General features: G+C 56.4%; 13 protein-coding genes, 2 tRNA genes, 2 rRNA genes and 1 pseudogene. 8 read left to right on the top strand and 10 right to left on the bottom strand.

The genetic code is table 11. The features are described from left to right. Positions 1 to 96: 96 nt before the first annotated feature. On the top strand, positions 97 to 1,257 hold the full coding sequence (locus tag WA302_RS00090; protein ID WP_336062154.1) for a pyridoxal phosphate-dependent aminotransferase: 1,161 nt from the start codon (positions 97 to 99) through the stop codon (positions 1,255 to 1,257). After that, positions 1,245 to 2,018, top strand: a complete 774-nt coding sequence (locus WA302_RS00085; protein WP_049295101.1) for an amidohydrolase — start codon at positions 1,245 to 1,247, stop codon at positions 2,016 to 2,018. The genes WA302_RS00090 and WA302_RS00085 overlap by 13 nt, the downstream gene beginning before the upstream one ends. Positions 2,019 to 2,106: 88 nt before the next feature. On the opposite strand, the gene WA302_RS00080 is transcribed toward WA302_RS00085, so the two are convergent. Beyond that, positions 2,107 to 2,985, bottom strand: coding sequence for a siderophore-interacting protein (locus WA302_RS00080; protein ID WP_336062152.1), 879 nt, complete (start codon positions 2,983 to 2,985; stop codon positions 2,107 to 2,109). Between the two features lie 228 nt (positions 2,986 to 3,213). Here WA302_RS00080 and WA302_RS00075 point away from each other — a divergent pair, with 228 nt between their 5' ends. Beyond that, entirely contained in the window at positions 3,214 to 5,454 is a 2,241-nt protein-coding gene (locus WA302_RS00075) for a TonB-dependent siderophore receptor (RefSeq protein ID WP_060447683.1), read from the top strand. 106 nt (positions 5,455 to 5,560) lie between these two features. Here the strand turns inward: WA302_RS00075 and WA302_RS00070 are convergent. Together WA302_RS00070 and dnaQ are read right to left on the bottom strand one after the other, a co-directional pair. Further along, positions 5,561 to 5,637 (bottom strand) — tRNA-Asp (locus WA302_RS00070). A 144-nt stretch (positions 5,638 to 5,781) separates the two neighbouring features. Next, positions 5,782 to 6,525 (bottom strand): DNA polymerase III subunit epsilon, encoded by a 744-nt coding sequence (dnaQ, locus tag WA302_RS00065; protein ID WP_025301654.1) that lies wholly within the window; start codon positions 6,523 to 6,525, stop codon positions 5,782 to 5,784. 72 nt (positions 6,526 to 6,597) lie between these two features. Here dnaQ and rnhA point away from each other — a divergent pair, with 72 nt between their 5' ends. Further along, entirely contained in the window at positions 6,598 to 7,065 is a 468-nt protein-coding gene (gene rnhA / locus WA302_RS00060) for a ribonuclease HI (protein WP_033649910.1), read from the top strand. Here the strand turns inward: rnhA and WA302_RS00055 are convergent. Further along, entirely contained in the window at positions 7,062 to 7,781 is a 720-nt protein-coding gene (locus tag WA302_RS00055; protein ID WP_025301652.1) for a class I SAM-dependent methyltransferase, read from the bottom strand. The two genes, rnhA and WA302_RS00055, sit on opposite strands and share 4 nt — an antisense overlap. Positions 7,782 to 7,825: 44 nt before the next feature. On the opposite strand from WA302_RS00055, the gene gloB reads away from it, so the two are divergent. The 3 genes and pseudogenes from gloB (at position 7,826) to WA302_RS00040 (ending at position 11,468) form a co-directional block, all read left to right on the top strand. Next, positions 7,826 to 8,581, top strand: coding sequence for a hydroxyacylglutathione hydrolase (gene gloB / locus WA302_RS00050; RefSeq protein ID WP_043135494.1), 756 nt, complete (start codon positions 7,826 to 7,828; stop codon positions 8,579 to 8,581). A gap of 71 nt (positions 8,582 to 8,652) precedes the next feature. After that, positions 8,653 to 10,035: a murein transglycosylase D gene (mltD, locus tag WA302_RS00045; RefSeq protein WP_060447684.1), complete on the top strand. Its 1,383-nt coding sequence runs from the start codon at positions 8,653 to 8,655 to the stop codon at positions 10,033 to 10,035. 114 nt (positions 10,036 to 10,149) lie between these two features. Beyond that, positions 10,150 to 11,468 (top strand): annotated as a pseudogene (locus WA302_RS00040) (IS4 family transposase). A gap of 44 nt (positions 11,469 to 11,512) precedes the next feature. Here WA302_RS00040 and WA302_RS00035 read toward each other — a convergent pair. Both WA302_RS00035 and WA302_RS00030 read right to left on the bottom strand, forming a co-directional pair. Continuing rightward, positions 11,513 to 12,307: an endonuclease/exonuclease/phosphatase family protein gene (locus tag WA302_RS00035; protein WP_072070311.1), complete on the bottom strand. Its 795-nt coding sequence runs from the start codon at positions 12,305 to 12,307 to the stop codon at positions 11,513 to 11,515. A gap of 241 nt (positions 12,308 to 12,548) precedes the next feature. Next, positions 12,549 to 13,724, bottom strand: a complete 1,176-nt coding sequence (locus WA302_RS00030; RefSeq protein ID WP_025301649.1) for an MFS transporter — start codon at positions 13,722 to 13,724, stop codon at positions 12,549 to 12,551. Between the two features lie 105 nt (positions 13,725 to 13,829). On the opposite strand from WA302_RS00030, the gene yafC reads away from it, so the two are divergent. Then, a complete protein-coding gene (yafC, locus tag WA302_RS00025; protein ID WP_025301648.1) occupies positions 13,830 to 14,717 on the top strand; it encodes a DNA-binding transcriptional regulator YafC in 888 nt (295 codons plus the stop codon). 47 nt (positions 14,718 to 14,764) lie between these two features. Here yafC and dkgB read toward each other — a convergent pair whose 3' ends face one another. From dkgB to WA302_RS00005, 4 genes are all read right to left on the bottom strand, one after another. Beyond that, on the bottom strand, positions 14,765 to 15,568 hold the full coding sequence (gene dkgB, locus WA302_RS00020) for a 2,5-didehydrogluconate reductase DkgB (RefSeq protein WP_016929009.1): 804 nt from the start codon (positions 15,566 to 15,568) through the stop codon (positions 14,765 to 14,767). A gap of 212 nt (positions 15,569 to 15,780) precedes the next feature. Beyond that, positions 15,781 to 15,857: transfer RNA gene (locus WA302_RS00015), tRNA-Asp, on the bottom strand. A gap of 94 nt (positions 15,858 to 15,951) precedes the next feature. Next, positions 15,952 to 16,067: ribosomal RNA gene (gene rrf, locus WA302_RS00010) — 5S ribosomal RNA — on the bottom strand. Between the two features lie 99 nt (positions 16,068 to 16,166). Next, positions 16,167 to 16,273, bottom strand: a 23S ribosomal RNA gene (locus WA302_RS00005); the annotation flags it as partial.

The raw sequence follows: 16,273 nt of genomic DNA, 5'->3' as shown, positions 1-16,273 counted from the left end.
ACTTTTTCGCATTTAGCCATCTAAGCGTCTTGATTGCCAAATACTAGCATCGTGTTATATTGACGGCAATATAAGCGCCTGGAGTATTCACCTGCTATGAGCACTTCCGCATTGATTCCCGAAAGTAAACTGCCTGCCCTGGGCACCACCATCTTTACCCAAATGAGCGCGCTAGCGCAGCAGCATCAGGCGATCAACCTGTCTCAGGGCTTCCCTGATTTCGACGGGCCGGACTACCTGAAAGAACGCTTGGCCTGGCACGTCGCCCAGGGCGCCAACCAATATGCGCCGATGACCGGGGTGGCGCCGCTGCGCGAAGCCATCGCCGACAAAACCGCCGAGCTGTATGGCTGGCAGCCGGACGCCGCTGCTGAAGTGACCGTCACCGCCGGCGCCACCGAAGCGCTGTTCGCCGCCATCAGCGCGCTGGTGCGCCCCGGCGATGAGGTGGTCTGCTTCGATCCCAGCTACGATAGCTATGCGCCGGCGGTGACGCTGGCCGGCGGCGTACTCAAACGCCTCGCCCTGCAGCCGCCCGCGTTTGCCGTGGATTGGCAACGGTTCGCCGCCGCGCTGTCGCCGCGCACCCGCCTGGTGATCGTCAACACGCCGCACAACCCGTCCGCCACCGCCTGGCAGGCGGAAGATATGCAGCAGCTGTGGCACGCCATTGCAGAACGCGAAATCTACGTGCTCAGCGACGAAGTCTACGAACACATCTGCTTCGCCAAAGGCGGCCACGCCAGCGTGTTGGCCCACCCGCAGCTGCGCCAACGGGCGATCGCGGTGTCCTCCTTCGGTAAAACCTTCCACATGACCGGCTGGAAAGTGGGTTACTGCGTGGCGCCCGCCGCGCTGAGCGCCGAGGTGCGCAAGGTGCATCAATACCTGACCTTTTCGGTCAACACCCCGGCGCAGCTGGCGCTAGCGGATAGCCTGCGTGCCGAGCCGGAGCACTGGCGGCAGTTGGCGGCGTTCTATCGCGCCAAGCGCGATCGCTTTGTGCAGGCGCTGGCGCGCAGCCGACTGGAAATTTTATCCTGCGCGGGTACATACTTCTTGCTGGCGGACTACAGCGCCATCTCCGATCTGGACGATGTGGCGTTCTGCCATTGGTTAACCGAGTACGTGGGCGTGGCGGCCATTCCGCTGTCGGTCTTCTGTGCCGATCCTTTCCCCCATAAATTGATCCGGCTGTGCTTCGCTAAACAGGACGCCACGCTGGATGCAGCTGCGGAGCGGTTATGTCGACTTTAAAAATTACCCTGTTGCAGCAACCTCTGGTCTGGCGCGACGGCCTCGCTAACCTGGCCGCCTTCGACGCGTTGCTGGCGCCGATCGCCGGGCGCGATCTCATCGTTTTGCCGGAAATGTTCACCACCGGTTTTGCCATGGATGCCGGCGAGAGCGCCCTGCCCGAACAGCAGGTGATCGACTGGCTGCGCGGTTGGGCGGTGAAAAGCCACGCGTTAATCGGCGGCAGCGTGGCGCTGAAAACGCCCGAAGGCGCGGTCAACCGCTTCCTGCTGGTAGAGCCGGGCGGCCAGGTGCATGCCTATGATAAACGCCACCTGTTCCGCATGGCCGGCGAACACCTGCATTACCAGGCCGGCAACCGGCGTGAAATCTTCGAGTGGCGCGGCTGGCGCATCCTGCCGCAGATCTGCTACGACCTGCGTTTCCCGGTCTGGGCGCGCTATCAGCAGGATTACGATCTGGCGCTGTACGTCGCCAACTGGCCGGCGCCGCGCAGCCACCATTGGCAAACGCTGCTGACGGCGCGGGCGATTGAGAATCAGGTGTATGTGGCGGGCTGCAACCGGGTGGGCGAAGATCCTAACGGACTGAGCTACAGCGGAGACAGCTTAATCATCAGCCCTCAGGGCGAGATCCTGGCGGATGCGGAACCCGGCGCGGCCACGCGCCTGGACGCCGAGCTGTCGCTGGAAACCCTGCAGAGCTACCGCAGCGCCTTCCCGGCCTGGCGCGATGCCGACAGCTTTCTGCGTCTCGACTGATTAAACACGCTCCCAGCCGGCGATTAGCGCGTCGATCTTCGGCAGAGAGATAAAGACTCCGCGCCGATGCCGGAAAAGGACGGCTCGTTCAGCACCAATAGGCCATGAAGTTGACGGTGGAGCGATCCAGATCGCGTTCGCCAATCAGGTAACGCCGCAGCGTTTTCACCGCAGAAGATTCGGCCGCCACCCAGGCATAAAAAGCGTTGCTGCCGGCCGCCCGCTCCCACAGCACCTCATCGCTCAGGCTGCTTTCCGCCAGTGACTGCGCCTGTGCGCACGCCGATGCGGGGATATCCACCCGCTGGCGCACCGCTTCCACCAGCAGCGTACCGTGTGCCAGCTGGCGGCCGACGTCACGCGGCAGCCAGTAGACCTCGGCGAACGGGAAATGCGCCAAATCCAGGCAATCCCCCGCCACCGGCACCTCAAAAAACGCCTGCACCCGCGGCGGATTGGCCTGCTGCGCCAGCTGTTCCAGAATCGCCATCGCCGCCGGCACCGCCGTCTCATCGGCGATCAGCAACGCCTGTTGCAACTGCGCCGGCGGCGCCCATTCGTAACCGCCGCTGTCGCCGTCGAAGTCAGCGTTGGGGGCGACCGTTTGAATCGTGTCTCCGGGTTCGGCATGGGTCGCCCAGGCGGAAGCCGGGCCGTTCACGCCATGCAACACGAACTCGACGTCCATCTGATTCTGCTCGCGGCGCAGCGCACGCAACGTATAGGTGCGCATCACCGGACGCTGTTCTTTGGGGATCGCCATGTAATCGCCGTACCAGTCAGAGCTGTTGACCAACTGCGGGATCTTGCCGTCCGCCGCCGGGAACAACAGTTTGATGCGCTGGTCCGGCGCTTCGAGCTTCATCCGATGAATATCCGCACCTTCAAACACGCAGCGCACCAGCGAAGATGAAATCAGCGTTTTGCTTTTCAAGGTGATATCAAAAATTCTGTAGCTGGCGGACATGTTCTCGATTCTCCGGCAACGGCTGTCGCTTGTGCGTATGGCCGATCGGCTGCCGTGTTGACGGCGTGGGGTGCTCGATCGCGCAGCGGGCAAAATGTTAATAAAACTAATTAATTACGTTAATGTATCGCAAAAAATCATATCACGATTTTATTGATAACAAGAAACGTTATTGATAAAAGAAGCATTCTCAAAAAAACACAATAACAATATCACCAGGAAATAACGATGAAACGCAAACACCTTTGGGTATTGAATCCTTGTCTGCTGGCAATGCTTGCGCCGGCGGCTTGGGCTGAAGATCAGAAAGCCGGCACCGAAGAGCAGATGGTGGTCTCCGCCAGCCGTTCGCACCGCAGCACGGCGGAAATGGCACAGACCACTTGGATTATTGAAAGCCAGGAGATCGAACAGCAGGTTCAGGGCGGTAAAGAGATCAAGGACATGTTGGCGCAGTTGATCCCCGGCATGGACGTCAGCGGTCAGGGCCGTACCAACTATGGCATGAATATGCGCGGCCGCTCGATGATGGTGATGATTGACGGCGTACGCCTGAATTCATCGCGCAGCGACAGCCGCCAGTTGGATTCGATCGATCCATTCAATATCGATCATATCGAGGTGATTTCCGGCGCGACCTCTCTGTACGGCGGCGGCAGCACCGGCGGCCTGATCAATATCGTCACCAAAAAAGGGCAACAGGAACAGCAGGTCGAGTTGCAGGTCGGCGGTAAAACCGGCTTTGGCGGCCATAACGATCACGACGAGAACGTGGCGGCGGCGGTCAGCGGCGGCAACGACAACGCCTCTGGGCGCCTGTCCGTTTCTTACCAGCGCTATGGCGGCTGGTATGACGGCAAAGGCAATGAGGTACTGATCGACAATACCCAAACCGGCCTGCAGTATTCCGATCGCCTCGACGTCATGGGCACCGGCACCCTCAACATCGACGATCATCAACAGCTGCAGCTGACCACCCAATACTACAAAAGCCAATCCGACGGCGATCACGGCCTGTTCCTGGGAGAGAACTTTGCGGCGGTGACGGGCAACGCCAAGGCATATAACAGCGGTAACTTAAATTCCGACCGCATCCCCGGTACCGAACGCCACCTGATCAACCTGCAGTATTCCAACACTGATTTCCTCGGCCAGGATTTGGTGGCGCAGGTCTACTACCGCGACGAAACGTTGACCTTCTACCCGTTCCCGACGCTGGCGGGCAAAGCGCCGAACTATTACGTCAACAGCATTGGTGCTTCACAGCAAAAAACCGATTTCTACGGCGGCAAGCTGACGTTAAACAGCAAACCTGTCGACGCACTGACGCTGACTTACGGCATTGACGCCGAGCATGAAAGCTTCAACGCCAATCAGCAGTTCTTTAACCTGGCGAAGGCTCAGCAGTCCGGCGGCATGATGCTGGAGAACGCTTACAGCACCGGCCGCTACCCGAGCTATACCACCAGCAACCTGGCGTCGTTCCTGCAGGCCAGTTACGACATTAATCCCATTTTCACCCTGAGCGGCGGCGTGCGTTACCAGTACACCGAAAACAAGATCGACGACTTCGTCGGTTATAACCAGCAGCAGGCGATCGCCACCGGCGCCGCGACATCCGCCGACGCTATACCGGGCGGGAAAACCGACTACAACAACGCGCTGTTCAACGCCGGCCTGTTGGCACATCTGACCGAGCGCCAGCAAACCTGGTTCAACTTCTCTCAGGGCTTCGAGATCCCGGATCCGGGCAAATATTACGGTAACGGCACCTACGCGTTGAACGGCGGCCATTACCAGTTGTTGAAGAGCGTCAACGTCGGCGATTCCAAGCTGGAAGGCATCAAGGTCAATGCCTACGAGCTGGGCTGGCGCTATACCGGCGATAACCTGCGCACGCAAATCGCCGCCTACTACTCGCTGTCCGACAAGAGCATCGCTATCAACAAAACCGACATGACCATTAACGTCAATGCGGACAAGCGGCGCATCTATGGGCTGGAAGGCGCGGTGGACTACTTCTTTGAAGACAGCGACTGGAGCGCCGGCACCAACTTCAACGTTATCCGTTCCGAAACCAAGGTCAACGGCGAATGGAAGAAGCTGGTGGTCGATACCGCCAGCCCATCGAAAGTCACCGCTTACGTCGGCTGGGCGCCGGGCGACTGGAATCTGCGCTTACAGTCGCAGCAAACCTTCGATGTGTCGGACGACGGCGATTACACCAAGGCCAACTCCACCCAAGGCCGCAAAATCGATGGCTACAACACCCTCGATTTTCTCGGCAGCTATACCCTGCCGGTAGGGAAAATCAGCTTCAGCGTGGAAAACCTGCTGGACAAGGAATACACCACCGTTTGGGGCCAACGCGCGCCGATCCTGTACAGCCCGACCTACGGCTCGCCTGAGCTGTACAGCTATAAGGGCCGCGGACGCACCTTCGGTTTGAACTACTCGGTGTTGTTCTGAGGAATCAGGGGCCGGTCTGCCGGCCCCGTTCATTGGGCCGTACCGTTTTGCCGAGAGCAGAAACGACGAAGCCCTGAGTTATCGCTAACTCAGGGCTTCTGAATAGTGGCGGAACGGACGGGGCTCGAACCCGCGACCCCCTGCGTGACAGGCAGGTATTCTAACCAACTGAACTACCGCTCCGCGCCATTCCCTCTTGCGGGGGAACGAGGCGCATATTACGGACGCCTCTCGGTTCCGTCAACGCCTTTTTCTCACCAAATGAACCGTTTGCACAGTTTTTCAACGAAGGTTCATCCGGTGCGTTTTTTTCGTGCAAAAATGCCGTTACTCGGCCGGCGCACCGCGCCACAGGCAGCTGCCGCCCTTTTTCGCCACCAGATCCAGACGCGCCTCGTGCGCCTTCACTTCTTCGTCGCTGGCGTAGACCACTTTCATCGCCGTCGCCGGGCGGACGATGCGCTGAATTTCTTGCGTGGCGTCGTTTTGCTGGGTATCGCCTTCCATTTGGAACGCTATCGAGGTCTGACCGCCGGTCATCGCCAGATAGACTTCCGCCAGGATCTCGGCATCGAGCAATGCGCCGTGCAGCGTACGCTTGCTGTTGTCTATCTCATAACGGCTGCACAAGGCATCGAGGTTGTTGCGCTTGCCCGGGAACAGGCGGCGCGCCATCAGCAGGCTGTCGGTGATGGTGCAGAAGGTCTCGGTCTTCGGGATGCCCTGCTGCAACATGCGGAATTCGTGATCCATAAAGCCGATGTCGAACGCCGCGTTATGGATCACCAGCTCGCCGCCGCGGATAAAGTCGAGGAATTCGTCGGCAACCTGATCGAAGGTCGGCTTGTCGGCCAGGAAGTCGTCGCTGATGCCGTGTACGCCGTACGCTTCCGGATCCACCAGCCGATCCGGCTTGATGTAAACGTGGAAGTTGCGCCCGGTCAGGCGGCGGTTAATCACCTCCACCGCACCGATTTCAATGATGCGGTGCCCTTCGTAGTGCACCCCAAGCTTGTTCATACCGGTGGTTTCGGTATCGAGGACAATCTGTCTGGTGGTTGTAGAGATCATATTGCAGTGCTCACAGCGCTCGTTTATGTCAGACTTGGCTTTTATAAAACTGATAGGAAGAGTCTACCAGAGATGCTCAAACAGGTAGAAATTTTCACCGACGGCTCCTGCCTTGGCAACCCCGGCCCCGGTGGCTACGGCGCGATATTACGCTATAAGCAAACGGAAAAAACCTTCAGCGAGGGTTTTCGTCTGACCACCAATAACCGCATGGAAATGATGGCGGCGATCGTGGCGCTGGAAGCGCTGACCGTGCCCTGCGCCGTGACGCTCAGCACCGACAGCCAGTATGTGCGCCAGGGCATCACCAGTTGGATCCATAACTGGAAGAAGCGCGGCTGGAAAACCGCCGACAAAAAGCCGGTCAAGAATGTCGATCTGTGGCAGCGGTTGGATCTGGCCATTCAGCGCCACGAGGTGAAATGGGAATGGGTCAAAGGCCACGCCGGCCACCCGGAGAACGAACGTTGTGACGTGCTGGCGCGCGAAGCGGCCGGTAAGCCGACGCAGGAAGACGTCGGTTACCAACCGGAAGCCTAAGGCAGCTTGCGATAGCTCTTGGTCGCGCCCACCGCGCGGCTAAGAGACGGCTTTCTCGCCCCCAGTTTCATCGGCGTAGGCGTTAGCGGCAAGGTGCGTTTGCGCGCCACAATCACGCTCATGCAGCCCAGCGCTGGCAAATGGGTACATAAAAACTTGCCGCCCTTGCGGTGCCACGGCAGCACGTGAAAACGCGACTGATGCAGCACCTCATAATTCAGCAGGCTGAGCCAATCCAACAGCCGCATCTGGGTAAACATGCGGCTGACATAGGGCTGGCGATGACGCAACCCGGGCACCAGCTTGCCCAATCCCAGCAGGCTGAACGGATTGAAGCTGCTGATAACCAACCAGCCGTCGTCGATCAATATCCTGTCCACCTCACGCAGCATGCGGTGCGGATCGTCCGCATAGGACAGCGTATGCGCCAACAGGCAGGCATCCACCGACTTGGCGGCGAACGGCAGTTGATAGGCATCGGCGATCACCTGCAGCCCGTCCCCCTCCAGCCCTACGTTGACCTGATGGGAAATCGCACATTTGTCCGTGGCCAGCTCGGCGCTGAGCATGCCCATCTTCAGCAGATGGAAACCGAACAGCTTGGGCCACCAGGGTTGCAACTGCCGCTCGAGCGCTTCACGATAGTACTCCCCCCACGGCAGCTCAGCCCAGGACTGCGGGCCGGTGAGCTTTTGTAGAGTATGGGCTGGTTTCATGATTTATTATCTTCTTTCAAGCCGTTGCCAACGAGAGGTACACCATGAATCTTATCAGCATTCCCGCCTTCCAGGACAATTACATTTGGTTATTGGATGACCGACAGGGGCGCTGCATTATCGTCGATCCGGGTGAAGCGCAGCCGGTACTCGAAGCGTTGCAGCGCCTGCAGCTGGCGCCGGCGGCGATCCTGCTGACCCACCATCATCACGATCACGTCGGCGGCGTGGCGCAAATCGTAGCGAAGTATCCCGGGCTGGTCGTCTATGGGCCGCAAGAAACCGCGGACAAAGGCGCCAACCACATCGTCCGCGACGGCGACACCTTTGACATCGATGGCCGCCAATACAGGACTATCGCCGTTCCCGGCCATACGTTGGGCCATGTGGCATTCTATAGTGCCCCTTATCTGTTCTGCGGCGACACCATTTTCTCCGCCGGCTGCGGCAGGCTGTTTGAAGGCACCGCCAAACAAATGTACGACTCATTTCAACAACTCGCGCAACTTCCCGATAACACCTTAATTTGCTGCGCGCATGAATATACTCTTTCTAATCTTAAGTTTGCGCGGGCTATTTTGCCGGAAGATCGAGAGATTGAAACATATCAACAACATGTTGAAGCGTTAAGGGCAAAAGGCCAAGCCAGTGTGCCGACCACGTTGCAATTAGAGCGCAAAATTAACCTGTTTTTACGTTGCCATGACGCTGATTTACAAAAGAAATTAGGCTTTAATTCACCACCGGAAAGCCTTCATTCAGTTTTTTCCGAATTACGCCTGCGGAAAGATAACTTCTAAGCTTTTAGTTGTGTTATTTGGCGAAGCAAAGTATTATTGCTCGTCTTTTAAGCAACTACATTGACACACACATGAAGGCTAAAGCGATATTTCTCGCCTCAGTCTTGCTAGTGGGTTGCCAGTCGTCCAGGCAGGACGCACCGGCGCCAGAACAGCATGCACAGAGTTTGTCTTCGGCTGGTCAAGATGGTGAAGCAGGAGAGTACACAGCAAATGGCCGAGCGAGCTCGGCGCGGTGGTTGGATAACAACAGTCCCGCCGCGCAACAGGACCTGTGGAACTTCATTAGCGACGAGCTGAAGATGGAGGTTCCGGAAAATTCCCGGATCCGTGATCAGAAAAGAAAGTACTTAAAAAGTAAGAGCTATCTCCACGATGTAACATTACGGGCAGAGCCGTACATGTACTGGATAGTCGGGCAGATTAAGAAACGTAATATGCCGATGGAACTGGTACTGCTACCCATAGTGGAGAGCGCTTTTGACCCACACGCCACGTCAAGTGCCAACGCCGCAGGGCTATGGCAAATCGTGCCGCAAACGGGTCGCAATTATGGTTTGAAAAACAATCAGTGGTATGACGGTCGACGCGATGTCGTCGCCTCGACAACCGCTGCGCTTAACATGATGCAGCGCTTGAACCGCATGTTTAACGGCGACTGGTTACTGACCGTAGCCGCCTATAACAGTGGTGAAGGCCGCGTGATGCAAGCGGTGAAGGCAAACAAACGCCAGGGTAAGCCAACCAATTTCTGGGCATTGTCGCTTCCGCGTGAAACGTCAATCTATGTCCCGAAAATGCTGGCACTGAGCGACATCATCAAGAACAGCAAGAAATACGGCGTGAAACTCCCGAAAACGGATGAAACCCGTGCGCTGGCTCGTATCGATGTCGGGCAGCAGATCCAGCTAACTCAGGCGGCTGAGATGGCAGGGCTTTCAGTCACCAAGATGAAAGCGTATAACCCAGGCTACAAAAAAGGCGTTACGGCACCCAACGGGCCCCATTACATCATGGTTCCCAAAGGGCATGCCGATCAACTGAAAGACTCGCTGGCCGATGGCCAGATCGCCGTGACTCAACCAACGACGCAGTTGGCGAAGAACAGCGGTTTGTCCGGTGGCAGTTCGTATAAAGTGCGCTCCGGCGACACCTTATCGGGCATTGCCAAGCGGCTGAACGTTAAGACCAGCGATTTGCAGAGTTGGAACAACTTACGCGCCAAGAGCGCCATAAAAGTTGGGCAAACCCTGCAAGTGGCCAGCAATACTGGCAGTAACAGCAGTATCACCTACCAGGTTCGTAAAGGTGATTCGCTCGCCAGTATCGCACGTCGTCACGGCGTCGATATTAACGACGTGATGCGTTGGAATTCAACGCTCGCCAAAGGCAACCTACAGCCAGGTCTGAAGCTGACCCTGTTTGTCGGCAACAAGATGACGCCGGATACTTAAATGTTCGGCACAAAAAAAGCACCCCTCGGGGTAATGCCGATCGTTTAAGGATCAATTGACCGATCCGGCAGTTGCTGTAAAAAGGGTCCATGGCATCGTCATGGACCCTTTAAAATGGAACTTTCCCAGGCTCTTGGCATTATTAATTTCACCACACCCGAGCGTGCTCGCTCTCTTTCCGACCTTATCCCCGCTGAATTTATCCAGCAAGCTCTGACGCTTACCGACACAGTCACTCTGCGTAAGCGAAAACTCCCTCTTGAATCGATGATTTGGCTCGTTGTTGGCATGGCGGTTTTCTGCAACCGTCCAATAACTGAGATCGTTGGCTTGATGGATATCGTGGACCGAAACGGATGCCCGTTCACTGCCCGCAGTTCGGTTATCCAGCGCCGTAAAACGTTGGGGAAGAGGCCGTGCGTGAACTGTTTGATATTACCCAGCGGCACTGGAATCAGCAGGCTGCACACCCACGCTGGCATGGGCTGAACCTCTTCGCGGTGGATGGCGTGGTCTGGCGAACGGCAGATACACCGGAGAACAATGCGGCTTTCAGCAGAACCCGTAACCAAAACGGCGAAGCGAACTATCCGCAGGTGCGAATGGTGTGTCTGATGGAGCTGAGCAGCCATCTTATCAATGCCGGCGCCTTTGACAGTGAACAGGTCAATGAAATGGTCCTGGCAGCCCGGTTGGCAGACAAAGCGCCGGACAACAGTATCACCCTGTTCGACAAAGGGTTCTACTCTCTGGGGCTGCTTCACCACTGGCAGCAGACCGGTAAGGCTCGGCACTGGCTGCTGCCGCTGAAAAAGAACACCCAGTATGAGGTCCTCCATCGCCTGGGGCGTGGTGATGAGCTGGTGATGCTGAAAACCAGTCCGCAGGCACGAAAACAGTGGCCGGAACTTCCGACAACGCTGACTGCAAGGCTGCTGACCCGGAGAGTGGATGGGAGAGAGCGCCAGGTGTTGACATCGCTGGTGGATCCCTTCCTCTACCCTGGCAACGATATCAGTGAGTTATATAGAAACCGATGGGAAATAGAGTTGGGTTACCGGGAAGTGAAACAAGGGATGCTGGACAGTCGCTGGACGCTGAGAAGTCGGTTACCGGAACTGGTGAGACAAGAACTGTGGGGTATCCTACTGACATACAACCTGGTGAGGTATCAGATGGTCAACATGGCGAGCCATCTGAAAGGAGATTACCTGCCTTACCAACTGAGCTTTAGTGGTGCGCTAAGCGAAATCACGCGGCTGTTAATCACATTACCCTGGTGCTCTCCGGGCAAGATGCCTGGAGAACTCAGAACGTTGTATGAACAGGCAAAATGGCTGGTGTTACCCGGTCGCAGAGAGCGAAGTTATCCGAGAGAGCTCAGAGCCAGAAGCAGGAAATACCCCGATAAAAAAGTTGCTGGCCACCCTTAAGTGACCAGCATTACCCCTCGGGGTGCTTTTTTATTACCTGCGGTTCACCATACCGGCGAGTCTTTCTCCGGATGAAACTCCACCAACAACGGATTGTGATCCGACGCGCTGGTCACCAGCACCGACGCCTCTATGACCCCAAGATTGCGGTAAAACACGAAGTCCAGCGGACGGCCAAAAGCCTTGCGGCGGTGATCGTCGGTGAAGCTCACTTCGCGCAGCGCCATTTCGCCGGCGAAGTCATACAGCGCATTGATGCGCTTGCGGCTCCAGGCGTTGAAATCCCCCGCCATAATCACCGGCCCCCGGTGACTGGCGATCTGTTCGCCTATCGGCCCCAACTGCTTGCTGTAGACGTCGACGCCCAGGCTAAAGTTCACCGCATGGATGTTCACCACCATCAACAGTTCACCGTTGTACAGCGGATAAACGGTGATCAGGGCCGACTTAGAAAGCCGCAGCAGGGGCTCTCGCTCGCGCAGCGGGCAGCAGTAAACAGGATGAGCGGCCGCCAGCGTCATCACGCCGGAAGGATGCTGCGGCAGCACAAAGGCCGGTACCTGATCGGCCGCCAGGTAGTTGGCAGTAGCGTAGCTCACCAGTTCCGGCGTGGTTTGCGCCTCTTGCAACAACACCAGCTGCGCGTCTTTGCCATGGTTTTTCAGCACCGAAAGCCAGTCGGCTCGCTGCTGTTTGAAAATATTCCACACCATAACGCGCAAGGCGCCGGTCGTCGGCAGCGCCGCCCCTGGCGGCAACGGCTGGTTAACGGCGCCAGGAAAGATTCGCTCAACTGGCTGACCTGCAACATACCTCATTGCATAAGTTCGTTTCGGCACGCGATTCGCCTATTACCCATTAACATGAAAACTGGCGATGAACACTCGCCAACGATGAATTGATTATACGCCTACCCCGCATAGAGGGCATGGCTTTTGCGGGCATCACCTTTTCAGTTATAGGGGCCACCTGCAGCGATTTCAATCTTCTGACGGTATAGCTGTGTAAAGACAGGGAGTAATAGGTGAAAAATGCGAAAAGGCCCGCAAAATGCGGGCCAGACAACAATGATTTTGTGCATCAAGCCGTTTGCAGCTGAGACTTTTTATCCAGGCGGCCGCTGAGGCTAACCAGCAACAGTGCAACTACCACGATCAGCGCGCCAATCCAGGGGGTCTGCGCCAGCCCCAGTGAGGCGACGGTCTGACCGCCAATCACCGAACCGAGCGCAATACCGATGTTGAACGCCGCGATATTGAGACCGGACGCCACATCCACCGCATTTGGCGTGTATTGCGCGGCTTTCTGCACCACATAGACCTGCAGCCCCGGCACGTTACCGAAAGCGAACACGCCCATCGCAATCACCGTCAGCAAAGCGGCAATACTGTGGCTGGCGGTAAACTGAAACACCAGTAACAAAACAGCCAGCGCGGCAAAGATAAAGCTCAACGCACGCACCGCCCCATGGCGATCGGCCAGCTTGCCCCCCCAGATGTTACCCACCGCCACCGCGACACCATAAGCCAACAGTATCCAGCTCACGGTCGGAGCAGAGAAGCCCGCCAGTTCCTGCATCATTGGCGCAAGGAAGGTAAAGGTCGTGAAGACCCCGCCGTATCCCAATGCGGTAATTGCGTAAATCAGCAGCAGACGAGGATGGGTCAGTACTTTCATCTGTTCCCGCACGCCGGCGCTGCCCTGGTTCTTGATATTGTTCGGCACCAGAATAATGCTGGCCACCGTAGCGACCGCGCCAATCAGAGAAACGGCCAGGAAGGTTTCACGCCAGCCAAACTGCTGGCCGATGAACGTCCCTAACGGTACGCCGGTCACCAGCGCCACCGTCAGGCCGCCAAACATGATGGCGATGGCGGAAGCCGCCTTCTCTTTCGCCACCAGGCTCGTCGCGATAGTGGAGCCGATAGAGAAGAACACGCCGTGCGCCAGGCCGGTCAACAACCGGGCAATCACCAGCGATTCATAGCTGGGTGATTGCCAGGCCAGCAGGTTACCGAGAGTGAACAGCACCATCAGGCCAACCAGCAGCAGCTTGCGCGGTATACGGCTGGTCAGGGCCGTCAGCACCGGCGCGCCAATGGCCACGCCGAGGGCATAGATAGTCACCAGCAATCCAGCGGACGGTACGGTCACCCCAATCTGCTCCGCGATAGTCGGGATCAACCCAACAATCACGAACTCGGTCGTGCCGATAGCAAAAGCGCTGATGGTTAAGGCAAGTAATGCGAGTGGCATTTTTTACTCCGAAATAGCATTCAAGTTGATGACGGCTATTATCTGCCTATGCTTAAATGATAAAAATGCTCAAAATTTCAAATTAACTTTGCTATCGGAGCAAAAATGAAAGCAAACTCAGACGAGCTGATCACCTTTGTCACCGTAGTGGAAAGCGGCAGTTTCAGCCGGGCGGCCGAACGCCTGGAACAAGCGAACTCCGTAGTCAGCCGAACGGTAAAAAAACTGGAAAGCAAACTGGGCGTGACGTTGCTTAACCGCACCACGCGCCAAATCAGCCTGACTCAGGAAGGAGAGAATTACTTTCGCCAGGTGCAGAAGGTACTGAACGACATGGCCGCGGCGGAAAATGCGCTGATGGAAAGCCGCCAGCGTCCGCAAGGTCTGCTGCGCGTCGACGCGGCAACGCCGGTGGTGCTGCACATGCTGACGCCTTTAGTGGCGGAGTTCCGCGAACGTTATCCTGAAATGTCGTTATCGTTGGTGTCTTCGGAAAACTTTATCAACTTGATCGAGCGAAAAGTGGATATCGCAATCCGCGTAGGCGAACTGACCGATTCCACACTGAAAGCGCGCAAACTGATGACCAGCTACCGGCATGTGCTCGCCTCTCCCGCCTATCTGGCTCAACACGGCACGCCGCTAACGGTAGAAGATCTTGAACATCACTGCTGCATCGGCTTCAACGACCTTCCCAGCTTGAACCGCTGGCCACTGGCTTGCTCAGATGGCAGCCAGTTGGAAATCACCCCAGGCTTGACGACCAATAGCGGAGAAACCCAGCGCCATCTCTGTCTGCATGGCAACGGTATCGCCTGCCTGTCGGACTTTATGAGCGACGAAGATATCAAACGTGGAGATTTGGTCCCGATTCTGGTGGAAGCGACACTGCCGGTCGCCATGCCGATCAACGCGGTTTATTACAGCGACAGCGCCGTCAGCAACCGTCTGCGCAGCTTTATTGATTTTGTGAGTGAATACCTGAAACGATAAAAAAGGCGCCCCGATGGACGCCTTATGCTGACTACTGCGAGGAATGATTAATCCCAGTTTGGCGCCAGACCTTCTGGGCTAACCAGACGGCCGTTGCACTCCAGTGCGGCAATCTGCGCCATATCTTCGTCGGTCAGCGTCAGTTGCTGCGCCAACAGGTTGCTCGCCAGGTTTTCACGCTTGGTCGAAGAAGGAATAACCGCATAACCCAGCTTCAATGCCCAAGCCAGGACAACCTGTGCTGGGGTCGCATTGTGACGAGCAGCAATGCTTTTGATCGTTTCGTCCTGCAGCGCTTTGCCGTAGGCCAACGTCATGTAAGAGGTGATGGCGATGCCGTGCTGCTGCGCAAATTCTACCACTTTGCGGTTCTGCAAGAACGGTGACAGCTCGATTTGGTTGGTGGCGATTTCATCGGCGCCAATCGCGTCAATCGCTTGCTGCATCAAGTCGATGGTGAAGTTAGATACGCCGATTTGGCGGGTCAGCCCCAGCTTTTTCGCTTCCAGCAGCTCAGCCATAAATTCGGCAACCGGCACTTCGTCGTTGGGTGACGGCCAGTGGATCAGCGTCAGATCAACGTAGGACGTTTGCAGTTTTTTCAGGCTTTCTTGCAGGCTTGGGATCAGCGCGCCTTTCGCCAGGTTCGCGATCCAAATCTTGGTGGTGATGAACAGGTCTTCACGTTTCACGCCGCTGGCAGCGATAGCCTGGCCAACAGCCGCTTCGTTTTCATAGATCTGTGCAGTATCAATAGTGCGATAGCCCAGCTCAAGTGCAGTGCTGACAGAATCGATAACAACCTGATCCTGAAGGCGGAAAGTACCTAAACCAAATGCAGGGATGCTCATAATGTTTTCTCTCATTAATGGGTAGATGTGGTATGAGGAAGATTATGGCAACTTTTTTATTGATCAAAAACGCCTGGTTCGGCATAAGACTTTTGATCTAAAGGCAACAATATGGGGAGTAAGGCGGTAAGGAAGGACAATTCCGGCCTGAAAATCGCAAAATATAGATATGAAAAAGCCCTGAGTCAGAGACTCAGGGCTTATCAATTAAGTGGCGGAACGGACGGGGCTCGAACCCGCGACCCCCTGCGTGACAGGCAGGTATTCTAACCAACTGAACTACCGCTCCACCGATTCTTTTACGTTGCATCTCTCGATGCCGGCAAATTCGCGCTTTGCGATTTGCGCATTATCAGTCGTCACACTGATAACGTTTATTTGATGCCTGGCAGTGTCCTACTCTCGCATGGGGAGACCCCACACTACCATCGGCGCTACGGCGTTTCACTTCTGAGTTCGGCATGGGGTCAGGTGGGACCACCGCGCTATTGCCGCCAGGCAAATTCTGTTTCATTCCAACCGCCTCACTTCCATGAAGCCATCAGAACCAATCTCGGAACTTCGCTGAAAATCTCTCTAAAAACACCTTCGGTGTTGTAAGGTTAAGCCTCACGGATCATTAGTACTGGTTAGCTCAATGCATCGCTGCACTTACACACCCAGCCTATCAACGTCTTAGTCTTAAACGTTCCTTCAGGGGCCTTA

It is taken from the genome of Serratia sp. 201, from assembly GCF_037027545.1.
In the GTDB taxonomy this organism is placed as follows: domain Bacteria; phylum Pseudomonadota; class Gammaproteobacteria; order Enterobacterales; family Enterobacteriaceae; genus Serratia; species Serratia bockelmannii.
This window is presented reverse-complemented; position numbering and strand designations above follow the sequence as displayed.

Bases quoted from the DNA above. Each gene is read 5' to 3' on its own strand.
- WA302_RS00090 (WP_336062154.1), top strand. From the start codon at position 97: ATGAGCACTTCCGCATTGATTCCCGAAAGTAAACTGCCTGCCCTGGGC.
- WA302_RS00085 (WP_049295101.1), top strand. From the start codon at position 1,245: ATGTCGACTTTAAAAATTACCCTGTTGCAGCAACCTCTGGTCTGGCGC.
- WA302_RS00080 (WP_336062152.1), bottom strand. From the start codon at position 2,985: ATGTCCGCCAGCTACAGAATTTTTGATATCACCTTGAAAAGCAAAACG.
- WA302_RS00075 (WP_060447683.1), top strand. From the start codon at position 3,214: ATGAAACGCAAACACCTTTGGGTATTGAATCCTTGTCTGCTGGCAATG.
- dnaQ (WP_025301654.1), bottom strand. From the start codon at position 6,525: ATGATCTCTACAACCACCAGACAGATTGTCCTCGATACCGAAACCACC.
- rnhA (WP_033649910.1), top strand. From the start codon at position 6,598: ATGCTCAAACAGGTAGAAATTTTCACCGACGGCTCCTGCCTTGGCAAC.
- WA302_RS00055 (WP_025301652.1), bottom strand. From the start codon at position 7,781: ATGAAACCAGCCCATACTCTACAAAAGCTCACCGGCCCGCAGTCCTGG.
- gloB (WP_043135494.1), top strand. From the start codon at position 7,826: ATGAATCTTATCAGCATTCCCGCCTTCCAGGACAATTACATTTGGTTA.
- mltD (WP_060447684.1), top strand. From the start codon at position 8,653: ATGAAGGCTAAAGCGATATTTCTCGCCTCAGTCTTGCTAGTGGGTTGC.
- WA302_RS00030 (WP_025301649.1), bottom strand. From the start codon at position 13,724: ATGCCACTCGCATTACTTGCCTTAACCATCAGCGCTTTTGCTATCGGC.
- yafC (WP_025301648.1), top strand. From the start codon at position 13,830: ATGAAAGCAAACTCAGACGAGCTGATCACCTTTGTCACCGTAGTGGAA.
- dkgB (WP_016929009.1), bottom strand. From the start codon at position 15,568: ATGAGCATCCCTGCATTTGGTTTAGGTACTTTCCGCCTTCAGGATCAG.